Source organism: Croceicoccus sp., from assembly GCF_983967925.1.
Genome location: NZ_CFETID010000001.1, coordinates 191,798 through 209,696 on the forward strand (window position 1 = coordinate 191,798; position 17,899 = coordinate 209,696).

Annotated in this window: 15 protein-coding genes; 10 read left to right on the top strand and 5 right to left on the bottom strand. The window is 65.5% G+C overall.

Going from position 1 to position 17,899, the window contains the following annotated elements; genetic code table 11:
* The first annotated feature begins 55 nt into the window (after nt 1–55).
* The 6 genes from AC4FIJ_RS00850 to lexA all read left to right on the top strand — a co-directional run bounded on the left by AC4FIJ_RS00850 (nt 56) and on the right by lexA (nt 4,987).
* Entirely contained in the window at nt 56–673 is a 618-nt protein-coding gene (locus AC4FIJ_RS00850) for an anthranilate synthase component II (protein ID WP_490334829.1), read from the top strand.
* Nucleotides 670–1,665, top strand: a complete 996-nt coding sequence (trpD, locus tag AC4FIJ_RS00855; RefSeq protein WP_490334830.1) for an anthranilate phosphoribosyltransferase — start codon at nt 670–672, stop codon at nt 1,663–1,665. The genes AC4FIJ_RS00850 and trpD overlap by 4 nt, the downstream gene beginning before the upstream one ends.
* Nucleotides 1,662–2,498 (top strand): indole-3-glycerol phosphate synthase TrpC, encoded by an 837-nt coding sequence (gene trpC, locus AC4FIJ_RS00860; protein ID WP_490334831.1) that lies wholly within the window; start codon nt 1,662–1,664, stop codon nt 2,496–2,498. The genes trpD and trpC overlap by 4 nt, the downstream gene beginning before the upstream one ends.
* Nucleotides 2,498–2,992 carry a cyclic pyranopterin monophosphate synthase MoaC gene (moaC, locus tag AC4FIJ_RS00865; RefSeq protein ID WP_490334832.1) on the top strand — a complete coding sequence of 165 codons (495 nt, stop codon included), beginning with the start codon at nt 2,498–2,500 and terminating at the stop codon, nt 2,990–2,992. Before trpC ends, moaC begins: the two co-directional genes overlap by 1 nt.
* On the top strand, nt 2,989–4,197 hold the full coding sequence (locus tag AC4FIJ_RS00870) for a molybdopterin molybdotransferase MoeA (protein WP_490334833.1): 1,209 nt from the start codon (nt 2,989–2,991) through the stop codon (nt 4,195–4,197). The genes moaC and AC4FIJ_RS00870 overlap by 4 nt, the downstream gene beginning before the upstream one ends.
* Before the next feature lie 100 nt (nt 4,198–4,297).
* Complete coding sequence (gene lexA / locus AC4FIJ_RS00875; RefSeq protein ID WP_490334834.1) at nt 4,298–4,987, top strand: transcriptional repressor LexA; 690 nt, start codon at nt 4,298–4,300, stop codon at nt 4,985–4,987.
* An 11-nt stretch (nt 4,988–4,998) separates the two neighbouring features.
* On the opposite strand, the gene AC4FIJ_RS00880 is transcribed toward lexA, so the two are convergent.
* Entirely contained in the window at nt 4,999–7,080 is a 2,082-nt protein-coding gene (locus tag AC4FIJ_RS00880; RefSeq protein ID WP_490334835.1) for a ComEC/Rec2 family competence protein, read from the bottom strand.
* Nucleotides 7,081–7,267: 187 nt separating this feature from the next.
* Between AC4FIJ_RS00880 and gltX the strand changes: the two genes are divergently transcribed.
* Genes gltX through AC4FIJ_RS00895 form a run of 3 tightly spaced genes read left to right on the top strand, consistent with a single transcriptional unit; the run spans nt 7,268 to nt 10,335 of the window.
* Nucleotides 7,268–8,782, top strand: a complete 1,515-nt coding sequence (gene gltX, locus AC4FIJ_RS00885) for a glutamate--tRNA ligase (protein ID WP_490334836.1) — start codon at nt 7,268–7,270, stop codon at nt 8,780–8,782.
* Between the two features lie 26 nt (nt 8,783–8,808).
* The gene (locus AC4FIJ_RS00890; RefSeq protein WP_490334837.1) at nt 8,809–10,092 is read left to right on the top strand and encodes a citrate synthase; all 1,284 of its coding nucleotides are present in this window, start codon (nt 8,809–8,811) and stop codon (nt 10,090–10,092) included.
* A 33-nt stretch (nt 10,093–10,125) separates the two neighbouring features.
* Nucleotides 10,126–10,335, top strand: a complete 210-nt coding sequence (locus tag AC4FIJ_RS00895) for a hypothetical protein (protein ID WP_490334838.1) — start codon at nt 10,126–10,128, stop codon at nt 10,333–10,335.
* A gap of 3 nt (nt 10,336–10,338) precedes the next feature.
* Here the strand turns inward: AC4FIJ_RS00895 and AC4FIJ_RS00900 are convergent, their stop codons facing one another.
* From AC4FIJ_RS00900 to AC4FIJ_RS00910, 3 genes are read right to left on the bottom strand one after another with little or no spacing between them, the layout of a single operon-like run.
* Complete coding sequence (locus AC4FIJ_RS00900) at nt 10,339–11,751, bottom strand: sensor histidine kinase (protein WP_490334839.1); 1,413 nt, start codon at nt 11,749–11,751, stop codon at nt 10,339–10,341.
* 2 nt (nt 11,752–11,753) lie between these two features.
* Complete coding sequence (locus AC4FIJ_RS00905) at nt 11,754–12,722, bottom strand: hypothetical protein (RefSeq protein WP_490334840.1); 969 nt, start codon at nt 12,720–12,722, stop codon at nt 11,754–11,756.
* A gap of 23 nt (nt 12,723–12,745) precedes the next feature.
* Complete coding sequence (locus AC4FIJ_RS00910; protein ID WP_490334841.1) at nt 12,746–13,936, bottom strand: hypothetical protein; 1,191 nt, start codon at nt 13,934–13,936, stop codon at nt 12,746–12,748.
* A gap of 303 nt (nt 13,937–14,239) precedes the next feature.
* Here AC4FIJ_RS00910 and AC4FIJ_RS00915 point away from each other — a divergent pair, with 303 nt between their 5' ends.
* Nucleotides 14,240–17,515 carry a coiled-coil domain-containing protein gene (locus AC4FIJ_RS00915; RefSeq protein ID WP_490334842.1) on the top strand — a complete coding sequence of 1,092 codons (3,276 nt, stop codon included), beginning with the start codon at nt 14,240–14,242 and terminating at the stop codon, nt 17,513–17,515.
* A gap of 68 nt (nt 17,516–17,583) precedes the next feature.
* On the opposite strand, the gene AC4FIJ_RS00920 is transcribed toward AC4FIJ_RS00915, so the two are convergent.
* Entirely contained in the window at nt 17,584–17,892 is a 309-nt protein-coding gene (locus AC4FIJ_RS00920) for a DUF1467 family protein (protein ID WP_490334843.1), read from the bottom strand.
* Nucleotides 17,893–17,899: the final 7 nt, after the last annotated feature.

The window sequence follows — 17,899 nt, forward strand, 5'->3', positions numbered from 1 at the left end:
CCTACCCCATTCGCCGCCTTGATCTGACCGGCAGAGGCGCGCAAAGGCGGGCATCATGATCCTTGTCATCGACAATTACGACAGCTTCACCTGGAACCTCGTCCATTATCTGATGGAGATGGGGGCACCCGTGGACGTCGTTCGCAACGATGCGATTACGGCGGCAGAGGCATTGCGCAGCGGGGCGAAGGGTTTCCTGATCTCGCCCGGCCCCTGCACGCCCGACGATGCGGGCGTCAGCCTCGATCTGGTCGGCGCCTGCGCAGAAGCCGGGATGCCGCTGCTGGGCGTGTGTCTGGGCCATCAGTCCATCGGGCAATATTTCGGCGGCCGGGTCGTTCGCGGCGGGCTGATGCATGGCAAGACCTCGCCCGTCGATCATGACGGAACGGGCATATTCAAGGGCCTGCCCTCGCCGTTCACGGCCACGCGCTATCATTCTCTGGTGGTCGAGGATGTGCCTGATTGTCTGGTGATCAACGCCACAACGCCCCGCCCCGAAGCCGATGGCACCCATGCGATGGGCTTTCGCCATGAAAGCCTGCCGATCCACGGCGTGCAGTTCCATCCCGAAAGCATCGCCACGCAGCACGGCCATGCGATGCTGGCCAATTTCCTCGCGATTTGCGGGATCGAGGCGAAGCTGCCCGCCGAAACGGCCATCGTCGCATGATGGCGTCCTCCGGCCTCACGATGGACGAAGCGGAAGCGCTTTTCGGCCAGATGCTCGACGGGGGCATGGCCGATAACGCTATCGCCGAAGCGCTGGTCGACATGGCGGACCGCGGCGAAACGGCAGAGGAAATCGCAGGCGCGGTGCGCGCCATGCGGGCAAGGATGAAACCGGTGCCTGCCCCCGCGCTCTCCATCGACGTGTGCGGCACTGGGGGCGACGGGCAGCATTCGCTCAATGTCTCGACCGCCGTGGCGGTGGTGGTGGCGGCATGCGGCGTGCCGGTGGCAAAACACGGCAATCGCGCGGCCAGCAGCAAGGCTGGCGGCGCCGATACGCTGGAAGGGCTCGGCCTCGATCTCGACCGGGCGGGCGCCATGGCGGCGCAGACGCTGCCGGACCTGTCCATCGCATTCCTGTTCGCCCAGTCGCATCACCCCGCGCTTGCCCGCATTGCGCCGATCCGCAAGGCTTTGGGGCGCCGGACCATCTTCAACCTGACCGGACCGCTCGCCAACCCGGCGGGCGTCACCCGTCAGCTGGTGGGCGTGGCCGACCCTGCGCTCGTGCCGCTCTATGCGCGGGCCATGCGCGACCTTGGGGCCGAACGCGCCCTGGTGGTATCGGGCATGGAAGGGCTGGACGAATTGTCGATCGCCGGGCGAAGCAGGGTGGAAGCGATCGGTTTCGACTTTCCGGGCGAAGTCCATCCGTCCGATGCAGGGCTTCCCACGCATCCGCTCGACGCGATCAAGGGCGGCGACGCGGCCTATAATGCAGCCGCCTTGCGCGACTTGTTGACGGGTGCGACGGGCGCTTACCGCGACACCGTCGTCTTTAACGCGGCGGCGGCGCTGATCGTGGCTGGCGAAGCGGCTGACCTGCGCACCGGCGCGGAAGAAGCGGCCGAAGCCATCGACAAGGGACTTGCCAAGGCATTACTGGATTGCTGGATCGACATGGTGAATTCCGAAGCGAGCAGGTCGTCATGAGCAACAGGCTGCTCGAAATCTGCGAGGTGAAGCGGGACGAGGTCGCGGCGCGCAAGAAACAGCGTTCGCTGCGCGATCTCGAAGTGCTGGCGCGCGCGCAGGAAGGTCCGCGCGGCTTTGCCAATCGCCTCGAACAGGCTTCGCGGCGCGGCTTTGGGCTGATTGCAGAAATCAAGAAAGCTTCGCCATCCAAGGGTCTGATTCGAGAGGATTTCGATCCGCCGGAGCATGCACGTCAATATGCGGCCGGCGGCGCCAGCTGCCTGTCGGTCCTGACCGATGCGCCGCATTTCCAGGGGCATGAGGATTATCTCGTCGCCGCCCGCGCCGCCTGCACGCTTCCGGTTCTGCGCAAGGATTTCATGGTCGATCCATGGCAAGTGACCGAAGCGCGCGCGATCGGCGCCGATGCGATCCTGATCATTCTTGCCGCTTTGGACGATACACTCGCGGCAGAGATCGAGGCCGCGGCCATCGACGCGCATATGGACGTTCTGGTCGAGGTGCATGACGAAGCGGAAATGGCGCGCGCGCATCTGCTGAAATCGCGGCTGATCGGCGTTAATAATCGCGACCTGCGCAGTTTCGTCACCGACATCGATGCAACCGCCCGGCTGGCGCCGCTTGCCCCGAGGGATGCGCTGTTGGTGAGCGAAAGCGGCATCGCCAGCCATCAGGACGTGGAGGCCATCTGCCGATCTTCGGGCGTGCGCTGTTTCCTGGTGGGCGAGAGCCTGATGCGGAAAACCGATGTCGCGGGCGCAACGCGCGACCTGCTGGGCCTTCCGCGACTGTCGCGTCAGCCGGGCGGATTGCAGGCCAGCGGCTCCTGATGGCGGACAGGCTGACCCATATCGACGAGGCTGGTAATGCGCGCATGGTCGATGTCGGGGGCAAGGTTCCGGCCCGGCGCGTCGCGGTGGCCAGCGGCACGATCGCCATGTCCGACCGCGCCTTGCAGGCCATCCGCGAAGGCAGCGTCAAAAAGGGCGACGTGCTGGCCACCGCCCGCATAGCCGGGATCATGGCCGCCAAGAAAACCGGTGAACTCGTTCCTCTGTGTCATCCGCTGCCAATCGATGCGGTGAATGTCGAATTCGCGTTTGAGAACGCGGCCATAACCGCGACGGCAACGGCTTCCATCGAAGCCAAGACGGGCGTGGAAATGGAAGCGATTACAGCCGTTTCCGTCGCGCTCATCACGATCTATGACATGGCCAAGGCACTGGACAAGGGCATGGTCATCGGCGGGATCCGCCTGATTGCCAAGGATGGCGGCAAGTCCGGACGCTGGCGCGCCGAGGGTCATGAGGACCTGACGCTTTGACCCCCGGCCCGCTGTTGTCGCTTGAGGATGCGCAAAGCAGGCTTCTCGCGCTCGCGCATCCTCTCCCGGCAACTGATCTTCCGGTTGCCGAGGCATCGGGACGCTGGCTGGCCGGCGACGTCACCGCGCTGCGATCGCAGCCCCCTGATCCCATGTCGGCGATGGACGGATACGCGGTGCGGCAGGCGGATATGCCCGGACCGTGGCAGGTCATCGGCGAAAGCGCCGCCGGTCATCCGTTTCAGGGCAAGGTGGGACCGGGTGAAGCCGTCAGGATCGCGACGGGCGCCGTCCTTCCCGCTGGCGCCGACATGGTGGCGGTGCAGGAAGATTGCCGGCGCGAGAGCGACAGTCTGTTCTTCAAAGGCGAAGCTCCCGAACCGCTGGGGCGCCACATCCGGCCGCGTGGACTGGATTTCATGGAAGGCGACATCGTTTGCGGTGCCGGCGAGCGTCTGACGCCCGCCCGGCTTGCGCTCGCGATCTGCGCGGGACACGGCCAATTGCCAGTGCACGTACGGGCAAATGTCGCGATTATCGAAAGCGGCGACGAATTACGGGCCGCCGGACAGGATCTGCCCCCCGGCGCCATTCCCGCCAGCAATGGCACGATGCTGGGTTCGCTGTTCGCCGATCTCGGCTGCAAAGTCATGCAGACCGGACCGGTGCCCGACCGGCGCGAGGCCTTGCGGTCGGCTTTCGAAGCCGCCGACGATGCCGATCTGATCGTGACCAGTGGCGGCGCATCGGTGGGCGACCACGATCTGGTCCTGCCGGTCCTTGAAGAGATGGGCGCTCGGATCGACTTCTGGCGCGTCGCGATCAAGCCGGGGAAGCCCATCCTCGTCGCCAGTCTGGATGGCCGCATGGTCATCGGCCTGCCCGGCAATCCCGTATCCAGCTTTGTAACGGCGCATCTTTTCGCGCTGCCCTTTGCCCGCGCCTTGATGGGGGCCGCCGCACCCTTGCCCGCCCTGCAGCCCATGTTTTGCGAGGCCGATCTACCCGCGACCGGGCGCAGGACCGAATTCCTGCGATGCCGATTTACGGACGCAGGCGTGATTCCGGTCACTGTACAGGACAGTTCGGCCCTCGGCGCACTGGCTGGTGCGGATGCGCTGCTCTTGCGGCCCGCAGGCGCTGCCGCGGTGGCCAAGGGCGATGTCGTGCAGACCATGCCGTTCGCACCCCGCTATCGAAGTTAACCGGGATAAGCGGCAAACGGCTTGACGCTGGGGCAGATGTTGCTTAATTGTTCCGCATTCGTTCGCGCCAACGGGCGCAAAGCGGAACAGGACACGCCCGATGCTTACACGCAAACAGCATGAGTTGCTGCTCTTCATTCAACAGCGGCTGGAAGAATCCGGCATCTCCCCGTCTTTCGAGGAGATGAAGGAAGCGCTCGACCTGAAGTCGAAGTCGGGCGTGCACCGGCTGATTTCGGCGCTGGAAGAACGGGGTTTCATCCGGCGCCTGCCCAATAGGGCGCGCGCGCTGGAGATTATCAGGCAACCCGACGACGTGACCGGCACGGCCAAGTCAGCGCCTGAGCCCAAGGCCGACAACGTGGTCGAATTCAAACGCCCCATCCGCACCGCTTCGGCATCGGGCGACGTGATCGAAATTCCGCTGCACGGCCGGATCGCAGCCGGCGTTCCGATCGAGGCGCTGGAAGATAGCCAGGTCCTGCCGGTTCCCGCCGCTCTTCTGGGCAGCGGTGAGCATTACGCGCTCGAAGTCTCGGGCGACTCGATGGTCGAGGCCGGGATTTTCGACGGCGATTATGCGCTGGTTCGCCGCACAGACACCGCCCGCGATGGCGAGATCGTGGTCGCGCTGGTCAGGGGTGAGGAAGCGACGCTTAAATATCTGCGCCGCATCAACGGTATGGTGCAGCTCGATCCCGCCAATTCCGCGTATGAACCGCAGATCTACGATCCCTCCGAGGTGCAGGTTCAGGGTCGGCTGGCCGGCTTGCTCCGGCGCTATCATTAGAGGTGTGACGCCTACCAGCCGTGGCGGTCGCCCTCGGGTCTGACCGCTGCAATCGTGCCGTCGTCCAGATCGACTGCGATGCCCCCGCGCCGTGCGAGGAAACTGCCGTCGGCCTTCAGCAGCGCGGGCCGGCAGTCGGCGGGAAGCCGCCTGCTTGAAATGACGATGTCGGCGCGTGCACAGGCCTTGACGATCGGACCATAGGCAACATCGGCAGGGCGCTGTGCGACGAGCAGGGTCCGACCCTTCGCATCAAGCTGGCAGAAGTCGCCATTGCAGCGCGCGCCGGGCCACTCGGAAAACTCGCGAAAGCCGGCTTCGGCGGCATTGTCCTGGCCCATCGCCTCGACCATGGCCTCGGCTCCAAAGCTTGAGCTGTTGCGCAGCAGGAGAACCTCTCCATCATTGGCGACCAGTGCGGCATTTCGTCCCGTTTGCTCGACAATCAGATCGGCCGGACGCGCCAAGAGGAAGGCCGGCAGGCCGATTGCGATGGGGAGCAGTCCCAAGAGTCTGAGGCGACCTTCCCATAGCGCGATCCAGAAACCTCCGGCCGCGCATACAAGCAAGGCGGTCAGCGACAGTTGCGGCATCTGCACGACCGCACCGGGAAGGCTCGACGCCCGATGCGCGATGGCGATGATGATATCCAGCGACTTGGCCGACAGCCACCACAAGGGCGCGCCCAGCCCGATCAGATCGAACACCAGCCCGCCGATCAGCGCGGGAAGCGTGACCGCCGTCATCAAGGGAATCGCCATGAGATTGGCGATAGACCCGTAGAGTCCCGACCGCTGGAAATGGAACAGAACGATCGGCATCAATGCCATCTCGACCACGAGCCCGGTGAGGAACAGCAGAACGGCGGCATGCAGCCAGCGTTCGACCCAGCCTTCGCCGCGATTTGCACGCAGCCATGCCACGAAACGGCTGTTATGAAACGCGACGATGGCGACCACTGCCGCAAAACTGAGCTGGAAAGACGGACCGATTACCGCCTCGGGCCAGAACAGCATGACGGCCATGGCGGCCAGCGCGATCAGCCGCAGGGACAGTGCCTGCCTGCCCAGCGCAAGCGCGGCGGTCACCAGCAGGGCCGCGAGACATGCGCGTATGGTCGGCAGCGCTGCTCCCGTCAGGAGCGTATAGGCGATACCCGACAGTGCGCCCGCCCCCGCCGCGACCAGCGGCAGGGGCACGCGAAGGGCGAGCCAAGGCCACAAAGCACCCACCCGCACCACGATCAGCCATGCCATCGCCACGATCGAAGCCACGTGCAGACCGCTGATGGACAGCATATGCGCAAGACCCGAATCGCGCATCGCCTGCGCGTCATCCTCGGCAATCGCACCGCGATCGCCCGTGATCAGCGTGGCGGCAATGGCTGCTGAGCCGGCGCTGCCGGACCGGCCCACGGCTTCGCGCACATGCGATGCGATTCCACTGCGCCATCCGGCAGCACCTGCGCCGCCCGCCGTCATTTGCGGCGGATCCAGAACCGATCCCGACGCCGCGAACCCGTCGAACCATGCTTCCCGCGCAAAGTCATAGCCGCCGGGAACCGCGGCCCGCTGCGGCGGAACAAGCCGGACTTTCGCCGTGAACTGTGTGCCCGGTTGGAGCCGGTCCTTGTCCAGTTCTTCCGAAATATTGAGCCGCGCGCGAATGGGCTGCCCGTCGAGCGGATCGCGCGTCGCCACGATGAGCCGCGCGCGCTGGCGCGCCGGTTGCTCCTCGCGCTTCAGAACCCGTGCTTCGACCGTGGCCACGCGCGGCCCGGCGATGGGCGGCGTACCGACAAGGGTCGACCGCGCCCAGATCAGTGCGATGCCGGCCACCATCACGATCGAAAGCGCAATGACCGCGCTGCGCAGCAGCCCGTGCCCGCCGCCCGCCGCGTCGTCATCCGGCAAGAGTACCATGGCCAGCCCCGCGGGCATGCCGCAAAGCCCGATCGCGATCAGCCAGTCCGATGGTCCCGGAAGCAGGAACCACAGCCCGATCCCGGCGATCATCGCCACGGCCAGCCACGGCATGCGCTGAAAGCCCCGCTCGGCCAGGAACGCGTCAATTCGCGCCGCGGCACTGGACAAATGCGCCTGCGTCCCCCATTTCCGCAACCGCGAAGGGAGCCGTGAATCGGCAGCCTCTTCGCCCGCTATCGGAACGACGGTACTGGCACGGGCCTTCCCCATGGCGCCGCGCAAGTCATTCATACAACGTCTTCTCCGGTCCCGGCGGATCGCTCATGGCATGCATAGAAAGAGGAAGCACGCGCAGATGGCAAGCGGCCAGGCAGATGGAACCGACAGCGGCAACGCAGCAGCGCCCGCGAAAGAGACCGTCGTCACGCGTTTCGCGCCCTCGCCCACGGGTTTCCTTCATATCGGCGGCGCACGCACCGCGCTGTTCAACTGGCTGTTCGCGCGCCATCACGGCGGCAAGGCGCTGCTGAGGATCGAGGATACCGACAAGGCCCGCTCCACGACCGAAGCGATCGACGCAATCCTCGACGGGCTCGACTGGCTAGGGCTCGATTACGACGAGGCACCGGTGTTCCAGTCCGAACGCGCCGCGCGCCATGCCGAGGTTGCGAACCGCCTGCTGGACGCAGGCCATGCCTATCGCTGCTATGCGACATCGGAAGAGCTTGAGCAGATGCGCGCCGAGCAGCGCGCCGCCAAGAAGCCGCTGCGCTACGACGGGCGCTGGCGCGACCGCGATCCTTCCGAAGCGCCCGAAGGCGCGCCCTTTGTCGTGCGTCTGAAGACGCCCACAGGCGGATCGATGGTGATCGAGGACAAGGTTCAGGGCCGGGTCGAGGTCAAGAACGCCGAGATCGACGATTACATCCTGCTGCGTTCGGACGGGTCGCCGACCTATATGCTGGCAGTCGTGGTGGACGATCACGACATGGGCGTGACCCATGTGATCCGCGGCGACGACCATCTGAACAATGCCTTCCGCCAGCTGCCGATCTATCGCGCCATGCAGGAGATTGAGGGCGGCTGGGACGATCCGGTCTATGCGCATATCCCGCTGATCCACGGCGCGGATGGGGCCAAGCTGTCCAAGCGTCACGGCGCGATGGGCGTCGATGCCTATCGGGACGAGCTGGGCCTGCTGCCCGAGGCCGTGGCGAACTATCTGCTGCGGCTTGGCTGGGGTCATGGCGACCAAGAAAATTTCACCCGCGAAGAGGCGATTGCGCTGTTCGACCTGCCGGCGGTCGGCAAGAGTCCCTCGCGCTTCGACTTCAAGAAGCTGGCGAACATGAACGGCCAGTACATGCGCGAGGCCGATGATGCGCGCCTCGCCGATCTGGCCGCGCCGCGGATTGCGGCGCTTGAGCCGTCGTTCGATCCGGCAAGCCATCGCGGCTTGTTGATCGAGGCCATGCCCGCCCTCAAGGCCCGCGCCAAGAACCTTGACGAGCTGGCCGCCGGAGCCTTGTTCCTGTTCCGCCAGAGGCCATTGCCGATGGACGAGAAGGCGGGCGCACTGCTGCAGGGCGAAGGCGCAGGTGAATTGCTGTCCGACGTCGCCGAGCGACTGGACGCATGCAGCGAATGGGCGATCGAACCGCTTGAAGCCGAACTGAAATCCATGGCCGAGGAACGCGAACTTGGCCTTGGCAAGATCGCGCAGCCATTGCGCGCGGCGTTGACCGGGCAATCGACTTCGCCCGGCATCTTCGACGTATTGGTGCTGCTGGGCCGCGCGGAGAGCCTTGCGCGCATTCGCGAAGGCGCCGCGCGGGCAGCGCTTGACGAAAGCGCCGCTGCAGGAAACTAAGAACTTAGAGCAAGAGGAGTGAGTAAGTGGGCGATACGGCGAAACTGACCGCAGGGGGCGGCGATTACGAATTCCCGGTAAAGAGCGGCACGCTTGGGCCGGATGTCGTCGATATCGGCAAGATGTACGGCAAGACGGGCATGTTCACCTATGACCCCGGCTTCACCTCGACCGCCAGCTGCGATTCCGGGCTGACGTTCATCGACGGCGAAGAAGGCGTCCTGCTGCACCGCGGCTATCCGATCGGGCAGCTGGCTGAACATTCCAGCTTCATGGAAGTGTCCTATCTGATGCTGAACGGCGAACTGCCGTCGCAGGACGAGCTGGATCTTTTCACCTATACGATCACGCGGCACACCATGCTGCACGACCAGCTTCGCCAGTTCTATCAGGGTTTCCGCCGCGATGCGCACCCAATGGCAATCATGTGCGGCGTGGTCGGTGCCTTGTCGGCCTTCTATCACGACAGCACCGACATTTCGGACCCCGAGCACCGCAAGATCAGTTCGCACCGTCTGATCGCCAAGATGCCGACCATCGCGGCCATGGCGTACAAATATTCGATCGGCCAGCCGATGATGCAGCCGGACAACCGGCTGAGCTACACCGGCAATTTCCTGCGCATGACGTTTGGCGTTCCGGCCGAGGAATATGAAGTCGTGCCGGCTGTCGAAAAGGCGCTGGACCGCATCTTCATCCTGCATGCCGATCACGAGCAGAACGCATCGACCTCGACCGTGCGTCTTGCGGGTTCGTCGGGTGCCAATCCGTTCGCCTGCATCGCGGCGGGCATCGCCTGTCTCTGGGGTCCGGCGCACGGCGGCGCGAACGAGGCCGCGCTCAACATGCTTCACGAGATCGGCACCCCGGACAAGATCCCGGAATATATCGCGCGCGCCAAGAACAAGGACGATCCGTTCCGCCTGATGGGCTTTGGCCACCGCGTGTACAAGAACTACGATCCGCGCGCGACCGTGATGCAAAAGACCGTGCGCGAGGTGTTCGACGCGCTGAAGGTCAACGATCCGGTCTTCGAAGTGGCGCTGCAGCTTGAGGAAATGGCGCTGAACGATGATTATTTCATCGAGAAGAAGCTGTTCCCCAACGTCGATTTCTATTCGGGCGTGATCCTCTCGGCCATCGGTTTCCCGACCGAGATGTTCACTGCGCTGTTCGCCCTTGCCCGCACGGTCGGCTGGGTCGCTCAGTGGAACGAGATGATCTCCGATCCCGGCCAGCGCATCGGCCGTCCGCGCCAGCTTTACACCGGGCCGACGGAACGCGATTATGTGCCTATCACTCAACGCTAAATTGGCGCTGATTCGGCAATGAAGGAAATGACGATGCGGAGACTGGCTTTCACCATCCTCGGCATCGTCATTTTTCTTTTGGGCGCGTTGTGGACCCTTCAGGGTCTGGGCTTTGTGGCATGGCCGCCCGACAGCTTCATGATCGGAAAACGCCAGTGGGCCTATATCGGCGTGCTGGCCATGGCCGCCGGTGTCATTCTGGTCTGGATTCTGCAAAAGCGCCGCAACGGACGCGGGCGATAGCGATCAGTCGGCGTCGTCGGCCCCGTTCGCATCTTTCAGTTCCGCAGCCTTCAGCTCCGCAGCCTTCAGGCGCAGCATAAAGCAATTGCCGCCATTTGTGCCGTGTGCGACCGTCAGGCTTCCGCCCATCGCCTCCGCAAGGCGGCGCGAAATATGCAGGCCAAGACCGCTTCCGCCGTCATCCTCGCGGCCCAGCCTTTCGTATTTGCCGAAGATCGCTTCCCTTTCGCGCTCTGAAAGAGGCTTGCCCTCGTCGGTCACGCTGATGGTCGCCCATTTGCCCGAGACGGTCGAATCGACGATGATCTCTCCTCCGCGCGGGCCATAATCGACGGCATTGCCCAGCAGGTTGAGCAGCACCTGCATGCACCAGCGGCGATCGCCCATGGCGGGCAGAGCGTCGTAGGTTATTGTGAAACGCGCCTGCCTGCGCGCCGCGCGCGTCGTCTGCAGACGGCAGGCGCTTTCGGCCACTTCGCCCAAAACGATGGGCTCCATTTCCGGTTCGGGATCGTCGGCCCCATCGGCCAGCGAATGGGCAAGGCTGCGCAGATGCGTTCCCGCATTCACGATATCGCCGGCGTAATTCACATATTCGCGTGCCAGCGGACCCGCCAGCCGGTCACGCATGATCTCGCCCATCCGGATAATTCGCCTGACCGGCGCATCCAGCGCGGGTGCCAGCTGTTCTGACAATAAAGTTTCGGGAAGCAGATCTTCCTCGCTGGCGGGGCCGTCGGATACGATTTCCTCGTGCCGGCGGATCAGGATCTGCTGCCCTGCACTGCCACTGGACCCGCCGCTCAGCATAAGGTGCCAGCGGCGATCCGAACCCTCGATCCCCGCGATGATGCCGCTGCGAATGCCCCATTGCGACTGCAATGCGCCATCGGTCAGGAACAATGTCGACCAGTTCTGGCCGCGCTGACGCCGCGCCTGCGCCACCAGAGGTGACAATTCGACGCTTTCCGTCTCAAGCGCGACAATGTTCTGCTGCGCGTCCAGCCACAGCACTGCCTCGGCAAGCAATTGCTCGATCGCCAACCGCGTTTCGGCCGCCTCGTCGCTTTCGGCCGGTGCCGCCCTGCCTTCGGATGGCGAGGCGGTGTCGACGGCGTGCCAGTCCGACAGGCGGATCGAACAGCCATCCGCGTCCGGTTCGATCTCTGCCCAGCCCGATAGCGTACCGCCGCTGTACGCGATGGTCAGCGGCTGCGCGATCTTCATTCCATAGCTGCGCGCCTTGCGCACCAGTTTCAGCAGCGCCGATATCGCGATGACGCCAGGCAGATCGCCGCCGCTGGCCCGCTGCAGCGAGGCCAGCCGGCCATCCGCGCCCACCAGCCGGTCCTGCGCATCGCTGCGCGCGGTCAGGGGAACGGTCGCGCCGGTCGCCGCCAGAGTGCTTTCGGCCACCCCTATCCCTCCGGATCGTCGCCGGAACCGGTCGGCCCGCCGGTCAGCAGCGCCTGCGCATCGTTGCCGCGAAGCGCCGCGAAATTGTCGGGCAGGGTGATGTCGGGATGGATCGCAAAGAATTCGCGCTCGATCTCCTTGTCGCCCAGTCCTGCCGCGCGCAGCGACAGGGCCAGCCGGGCCAACTGGCTCTCCCCGGTCGACGATGCGACGTCGTCGCGCGATTCGCCTGTCGTCGCGGCCAGCGCCGACAGGAACACCGCCACGCCCGCATGGCTGACCGACAGCGCGGCGAAGGCCCCTGCCCCCAGCGCGCGGACTAGCCGGTTGGCGACGGCGATTCGCGTCAGCGATTCGTCATATTCCGAACGGATCGCATGTTCGGCGGTGCGCGCATGCTGTTCGAAGTTCAAATCCCCCGCGACCACGCCGCGCAATGTGTTGATCACCGCGAACAGGACGTCGGCAGGCAGCTCGACCACGGGCAGCGTCATGCGCTGCATGTGACGGACGAACCCGGCCTGCCCGGTCAGCAGATCCATCGCGATCGAGCTGGCATTGGGATCGTCCGCGCTGATCAAAGTCTGCAGCAGCGGCGACAGGGCCGGATCCATGCCCGCCCGCCGCTCAAGGCTTTCGGTCAGTTGCCATTCCATCGCCACGGCATGGAGATGTTCGAGCAGCATCGGCTCGTCGATCAGGGCGCCCGCCAGCGGTTCGGACAGATGTTCGACCCATTGCTCGGGATTCTTCTCGCCCGCGGCCTCGGCCAGCCTGATCGCCAGCTGGGCCGCGATGTCGTTTGCAAGGCCGCGCACCCGCGCGACGATCGCGTCCGAGAACATGGCGCGATCCTCGCACCCGATGATATGGCGCAGCACAACGCCGCGCGCGCCCAGCACCCGATCTCCGCGCTTCAGTTCGGAGCGCATGGCGGAAGCGATTCCGCCGGTCTTTTCCAGTTCGCCCATGGGCTTGGCTTATCACCGTGTGGTTAAAGGCGCGTTAGTTTCGTGCGCCCCGTGCCCGTTTGGAACGTAAGCACAATCCAACCCAGCGCAATGGCTCCTGCGAGCAGCATCGAAAGCGTTACCGGCGCTGCCCAGATGGCCGATATCGCCAGCGCCAAACACAGCAGGAACCGGTCGTCCAGCCATGGCCGAATCGGTGCATAGGGAAATTCGTGCGTCGCCAGCCTTAGCAGCGCGACCGCCATCAAGGCCGCGAACCACGCGGGCGGCCTTGCCAGTCCCGGCCCGCCGTTCACCGCGATGACGGCGACCAGCAGGCAATCGAAGGCCAGGAACAGCACCGGCCCCATGTCGCGTCCGCGCGGGCGCATGCGCGACTGGCGGCGCACCGCCTGCAGCACCCGGTGCCCGCGCAGCACCATCCAGCTGAGCCCCATGAACAGGAACGCCAGCCAGCCCAGCTGAAAACCGGTCGCCGCCAGCGCGCATCCGGCCAGCAAGAGCCCGACGGCACCCACCAGCATGTCACCGTGATCCTGCTCCAGGAGGCGGCTGCCGAATTGCTGGGCGGCATGGCCCGCGATACGCGTGCCGACGGTCTGGCCGCTCGCCTCGGCGATGGTGCTGTCGAGGCGGCGCTTTTCGGCGGCCTGCGCATCGCCCTCGCTGCGGATGAGGTTCCAGCGTCCATCGGACAGCGCGGCGACATCGACGGGATGCGCCTGCAGCCGCGTCATCAACGCAATGCGCAGCAGCGAGGACGCGATATCGCAGTCGCGCGGCAATTCGCGCAGCCGTTCGGCCAGCGAGCCGGGAACGATCATGATGCCCGCCCACGCATATTCGGCGTCGATCCGCTCGAATCCGGCGGCGAGGCCCTGTTCGACCGGCAATGTCGCGACTCCGCGCCCGCTGCATAGGTCGAGCGCCAGCGTCGCGTCGGCCATCAGCGAATCGCCGAACACCAGCAGCTCGTCCGCGGCCGTCACCTCGGCGCAGAGGGCGGGCGCGTCCTGTATGATCTTGGCCGGAAGGCCCGCCACGCGCGCAGCGCCCAGCATCATCTCGACACGGTCGTCGCCCGGATCGCCCAGCACGAGTATGCGCCTGGCCCCGGCGGCGGCGGCGATTTCGAGCTGGTGCCGCGCCACCGGCTCACCCGCGACGCGCAGCGCGGCGGAAGGGCGATCGCCCCCCTCCACCAGCTCCAGCATTGGAATGACCGCTATGCGCAAGACCGACACTTCCCCATGCCCGTCCGGCGCGGCGGGCAGAGCCTCTCATGCGGCGTAAGGCCGGTCTTGCGCAAGATGGTGCGCGTCATCTGTGCATAGGGAGACGGGTTCCGTGCCGGGGCGACCGCGGCCCCGCTGCGTGGCTGCATGCGATGGTGAACGATTATCCACCGATCCTTCCCCATCGCCGCCGCCGGACAGCCACAAAACCGCGCGTCAGGCCTGTATCGCGCGGCATTCTGTGCTAGACCGCAAGGTTCAGGATCGGGACGGGCAGAGACCATGAACAGACGGCGCAATATCATCCGCTTTGGACAGGAAGATCAATCGGATATGGCCGACAGCGTCGATGCGGCGGAAGATCGCGACAGCACTGCCGACACCTATGGTGAATCGGTCCGCAGCGACGGCGGCCAGTACGATCTGACCGAAGACATGGCCTATGCCGACCCCGCGTTCGATGCGGAAGAGCCGCGCCGCGCCGGCTGGATCGTTCCCGCGCTTGCCGTTGCGGCGATTGCCGCGTGGACCGGATTCTTCGCCTATGCGCAATTTATCGGCGGCGCGATGCCGACCGGCTTTGCGGACTGGTCGGCGCTGATCGCGCAATGGTCGATGCCGGTCGCCCTGATCGTCGCCCTGTGGATGCTGGCACTGCGCCACAGCCGCGCCGAAGCCGGACGTTTCGCCGATGCCGCCGCGTCGCTGCGTAACGAATCCATCGCGCTGGAGCGCAGACTGGGCAAGGTGAACGCCGAATTGTCGATCGCGCGCGAATTCCTGACCTCGCAGGGCCGCGACCTTGAATCGCTCGGCCGCATCGCCAGCGAGCGCCTGTCGGAAAATGCCGGGCGTCTGCAGGAACTTATCGTACATAATGGAGAGCAGGTCGACCGGCTGCATGGTGTGTCCGGCGCGGCGCTCGACAATATGGAGAAGCTGCGCGGGCAGCTGCCGGTGCTGACCAATGCGGCGCGCGACCTCGTCAATTCCGTCGGACAGGCAGGCGAAGGCGCGCATGGGCAGATCCAGCGGCTAACCGACGGGTTCGGACGGCTGGGTCAGGCGGGCGAAGCCTCGACGCTGAAGGTGGACGAGATGCGCGCCCGTGTGAACGAGGCGCTGGCCGAGTTCGAGCGCTGCGCCGATCAGCTTGGCACGATTGCCGCGGACCGTTTCGCCGCGCTCGATGCCGAGGGAACGGTTCTGCGCGAACGGCTGGACCAGCAGGAAATCAACGCGCTGGCGAAGGTGCGCGAGCGTGCGGATTCGATGGAGCGCATCATCGACCAGGCGCGCAACCGGCTGGCCGAGGCCGAGATAGAGGCAGTGGATGCACTGCGCGAACGCCTGGCAAGCCTCGATAGCGAAAGCGGCGACATCGCGGCACGCGTTGCCCGCGGCGAGGCGGAGGCGCTTGAGCGGCTGCGCGACCAGTTGGCCACGCTGGGCGAGGAGGCCGAGCGCCTGTTCGGCGGATTCGACCGTTCGGGCGAGAGCGCGATCGAGGGCTGGCGCAATCGTCTGGGTGCAGTCAACGACGAGGCGGACGCGCTGATGCATCGCTTTGCCGAAGTCGGGTCCGAAGCGGTCGCCGCATGGCGCGAACGCATGGCCGAAGGCGGGCGCGAGGCCGCCACCATGTTCTCCGGCCTCGACCGCAAGAGCGAGGAAACGCTGGAGACCGTGGGATCGCGCGTCTCGCTGCTGTCGCTGGAAATCGGGCGGCTGCATGGCGAATTGCTCCAGCATGGCGAAACGCTGGAGACCGAGATCGCGGGCCGGATCGAACGCAGCGAAGCGGCGACGCGCACGCTTGCCGATCGCCTGCGCGCCGGTCTTGAGGCACTGGATGGCGAAATCGAGCAGCGCCGTCAGAAGGGCGAGGCCGCGGGCCGTGCGCTGACCGAAGCGCTGGCGACTCAGCTGGACGACGTCGACGGGCGGATCGAGGAACGCCGCCTCACCTATCTCACCGCGCAGCGCGAATTCGGCGATGCGGTCACCGGCCAGCTTGCCGATTTCGACGACCAGATCGAAAAGCGCCGTCAGGCCTATCACGACGTTCAGCGCGAATTCGGCGAAGCGATCGCGCAGCAGTTCGCCGCCATCGAGCAGGGCTTCGAAGAACGCCGCCTGCGCCAGCTTGCCGCGGGCCGCGAGATGAACGAGGCCGCCGCCGAACAGCTCGACGCGATCGACCGCAGCTTTGAAGAGCGCCGCGAGGCGCGGATCGCCGCCGGTCAGGAAGTGCTGCAGACGCTGGACGCGCAGCTGGCCGAGATCGATGGCGAGCTGGACGAACGCCGCCGCCGGCATCAGGCGACCAGCGAAGCGCTGGCCCGGCATGCCGAGATCATTGCCGGACGCATCGCCGATTTCGGCAAGCGCATGGAACAGGTCGCAGACACCGGGCGCGAGGCCGAATCGATCGTCGGCGCGAGCCTTGCCGAGCTGGCAGCCAAGCTGGCCGAAAGCCGCGATGCGCTGTCGGGCACCGACAAGGCGGTCCTTGCCCTCACCGACAATTCCGTGCGCCTGCTCGAACTGATCGAGGCGAGTTCGCGGCACACCCGCGAGGCTCTGCCTGAATCGCTGGGCGAGGCGGAAACGCGCCTCACTTCGGTCGCGGAGCGGATGGAAGGCCTGCGTTCTTCGCTGGGCGAAGCGGGTGAGAACAGCAAGGCGCTCGACACCGCGGTCGAGACGGCGCGCGACAAGACCCGCGCCGCCATTGCCGAGCTTGAGACGCTGCATGACCGCCTGAGTGAACGCGGCAGCGAGCATGCCGCGCAGATCGCCGAGCTGCGCGATACGCTCGCCCTTGCGCGCAGCGACAGCGAGGCCATGGCCGAAGCCGCCGAGGCGACGCTGGGCGGCGCGATCAGCCGCCTGGCCGAGGCAAGCCGCGAAGCCGTCGCCAATATCGAGGGCACGTCGTCAGACGCCGTCCGCGCCATCGCCGAAAAGCTGGCGCATGAAAGCGGCATTGTCGTGCGCGAGGCCGTCGAGGCCAGCACGCGCGAAACGCTGGAATCGCTGGACGCCGCCGTGTCGCGGGCAACGGGTGCGGCGCGCGATGCCGCTGGCGAACTGGAAGAGCATCTCAACCGCGTTAACGAGATCACAGGCCACCTCGAATACCGGGTCGCCGAAGCGCGCCGACGGGCCGAGGAGGACATCGACGACCATTTCGCGCGGCGTGTGTCCCAGATCACCGAATCGCTGAACTCGACCGCAATCGACATCGACAAGGTGCTGTCGACCGATGTCAGCGACAGCGCATGGCAGGCCTATCTGAAGGGCGAACGCGGCATCTTTACCCGCCGCGCGGTGCGCCTGATCGACGGCGCGGATGCCCGCCTGATCGTCGAGCATTTCGAGGCCGACAGCGAGTTCCGCGAACACGTCAATCGCTACATCCACGACTTCGAGGCGATGCTGCGCAACCTGCTGTCCACGCGCGAAGGCAATTCGCTGGCCGTGACCGTGCTGTCGAGCGATATGGGCAAGCTCTATGTCGCGCTTGCCCAGTCCATCGAAAGGCTGCGTCGCTAAGGCCCGGCAAGCCTAGGTTATTGGCAGGATTGGTGCGCTGCCAGATAGGGCGACACGGCCCTGCCGCCTCAGTTCCCTCCGGTGGTGAGCGTCTGTTCGGCGCTGATGTCCGGGGGAGCGGGGAAGAAGTCGATGTCCTCTGCCGTGATCCAGCCCTGTTCGTAATTGATGTAGAACAGGACGAACAGCACCGCCGCCACCAGCGTCGTGCGCCACACGATCCGCCATGGCCTGAAATTGATCGGCGCGCTGTCGGCATGGCCGGTTTCAGGCACCGAACCCACATCATGATGGGTGCGGATTCCAAAAGGCATCACCATGAAAGCGCTGAAGATCCACAACAGGAAGTAGATCGCGATCGCGGAAGTCCACTGCATGGAAGCG

What these genes read in the sequence shown, in the direction of transcription:
- AC4FIJ_RS00920 (WP_490334843.1), bottom strand. Translation starts at nt 17,892, where the DNA reads ATGCAGTGGACTTCCGCGATCGCGATCTACTTCCTGTTGTGGATCTTC.
- AC4FIJ_RS00850 (WP_490334829.1), top strand. Translation starts at nt 56, where the DNA reads ATGATCCTTGTCATCGACAATTACGACAGCTTCACCTGGAACCTCGTC.
- AC4FIJ_RS00910 (WP_490334841.1), bottom strand. Translation starts at nt 13,936, where the DNA reads ATGCTGGAGCTGGTGGAGGGGGGCGATCGCCCTTCCGCCGCGCTGCGC.
- moaC (WP_490334832.1), top strand. Translation starts at nt 2,498, where the DNA reads ATGGCGGACAGGCTGACCCATATCGACGAGGCTGGTAATGCGCGCATG.
- trpD (WP_490334830.1), top strand. Translation starts at nt 670, where the DNA reads ATGATGGCGTCCTCCGGCCTCACGATGGACGAAGCGGAAGCGCTTTTC.
- AC4FIJ_RS00915 (WP_490334842.1), top strand. Translation starts at nt 14,240, where the DNA reads ATGAACAGACGGCGCAATATCATCCGCTTTGGACAGGAAGATCAATCG.
- trpC (WP_490334831.1), top strand. Translation starts at nt 1,662, where the DNA reads ATGAGCAACAGGCTGCTCGAAATCTGCGAGGTGAAGCGGGACGAGGTC.
- gltX (WP_490334836.1), top strand. Translation starts at nt 7,268, where the DNA reads ATGGCAAGCGGCCAGGCAGATGGAACCGACAGCGGCAACGCAGCAGCG.
- AC4FIJ_RS00905 (WP_490334840.1), bottom strand. Translation starts at nt 12,722, where the DNA reads ATGGGCGAACTGGAAAAGACCGGCGGAATCGCTTCCGCCATGCGCTCC.
- lexA (WP_490334834.1), top strand. Translation starts at nt 4,298, where the DNA reads ATGCTTACACGCAAACAGCATGAGTTGCTGCTCTTCATTCAACAGCGG.
- AC4FIJ_RS00895 (WP_490334838.1), top strand. Translation starts at nt 10,126, where the DNA reads ATGCGGAGACTGGCTTTCACCATCCTCGGCATCGTCATTTTTCTTTTG.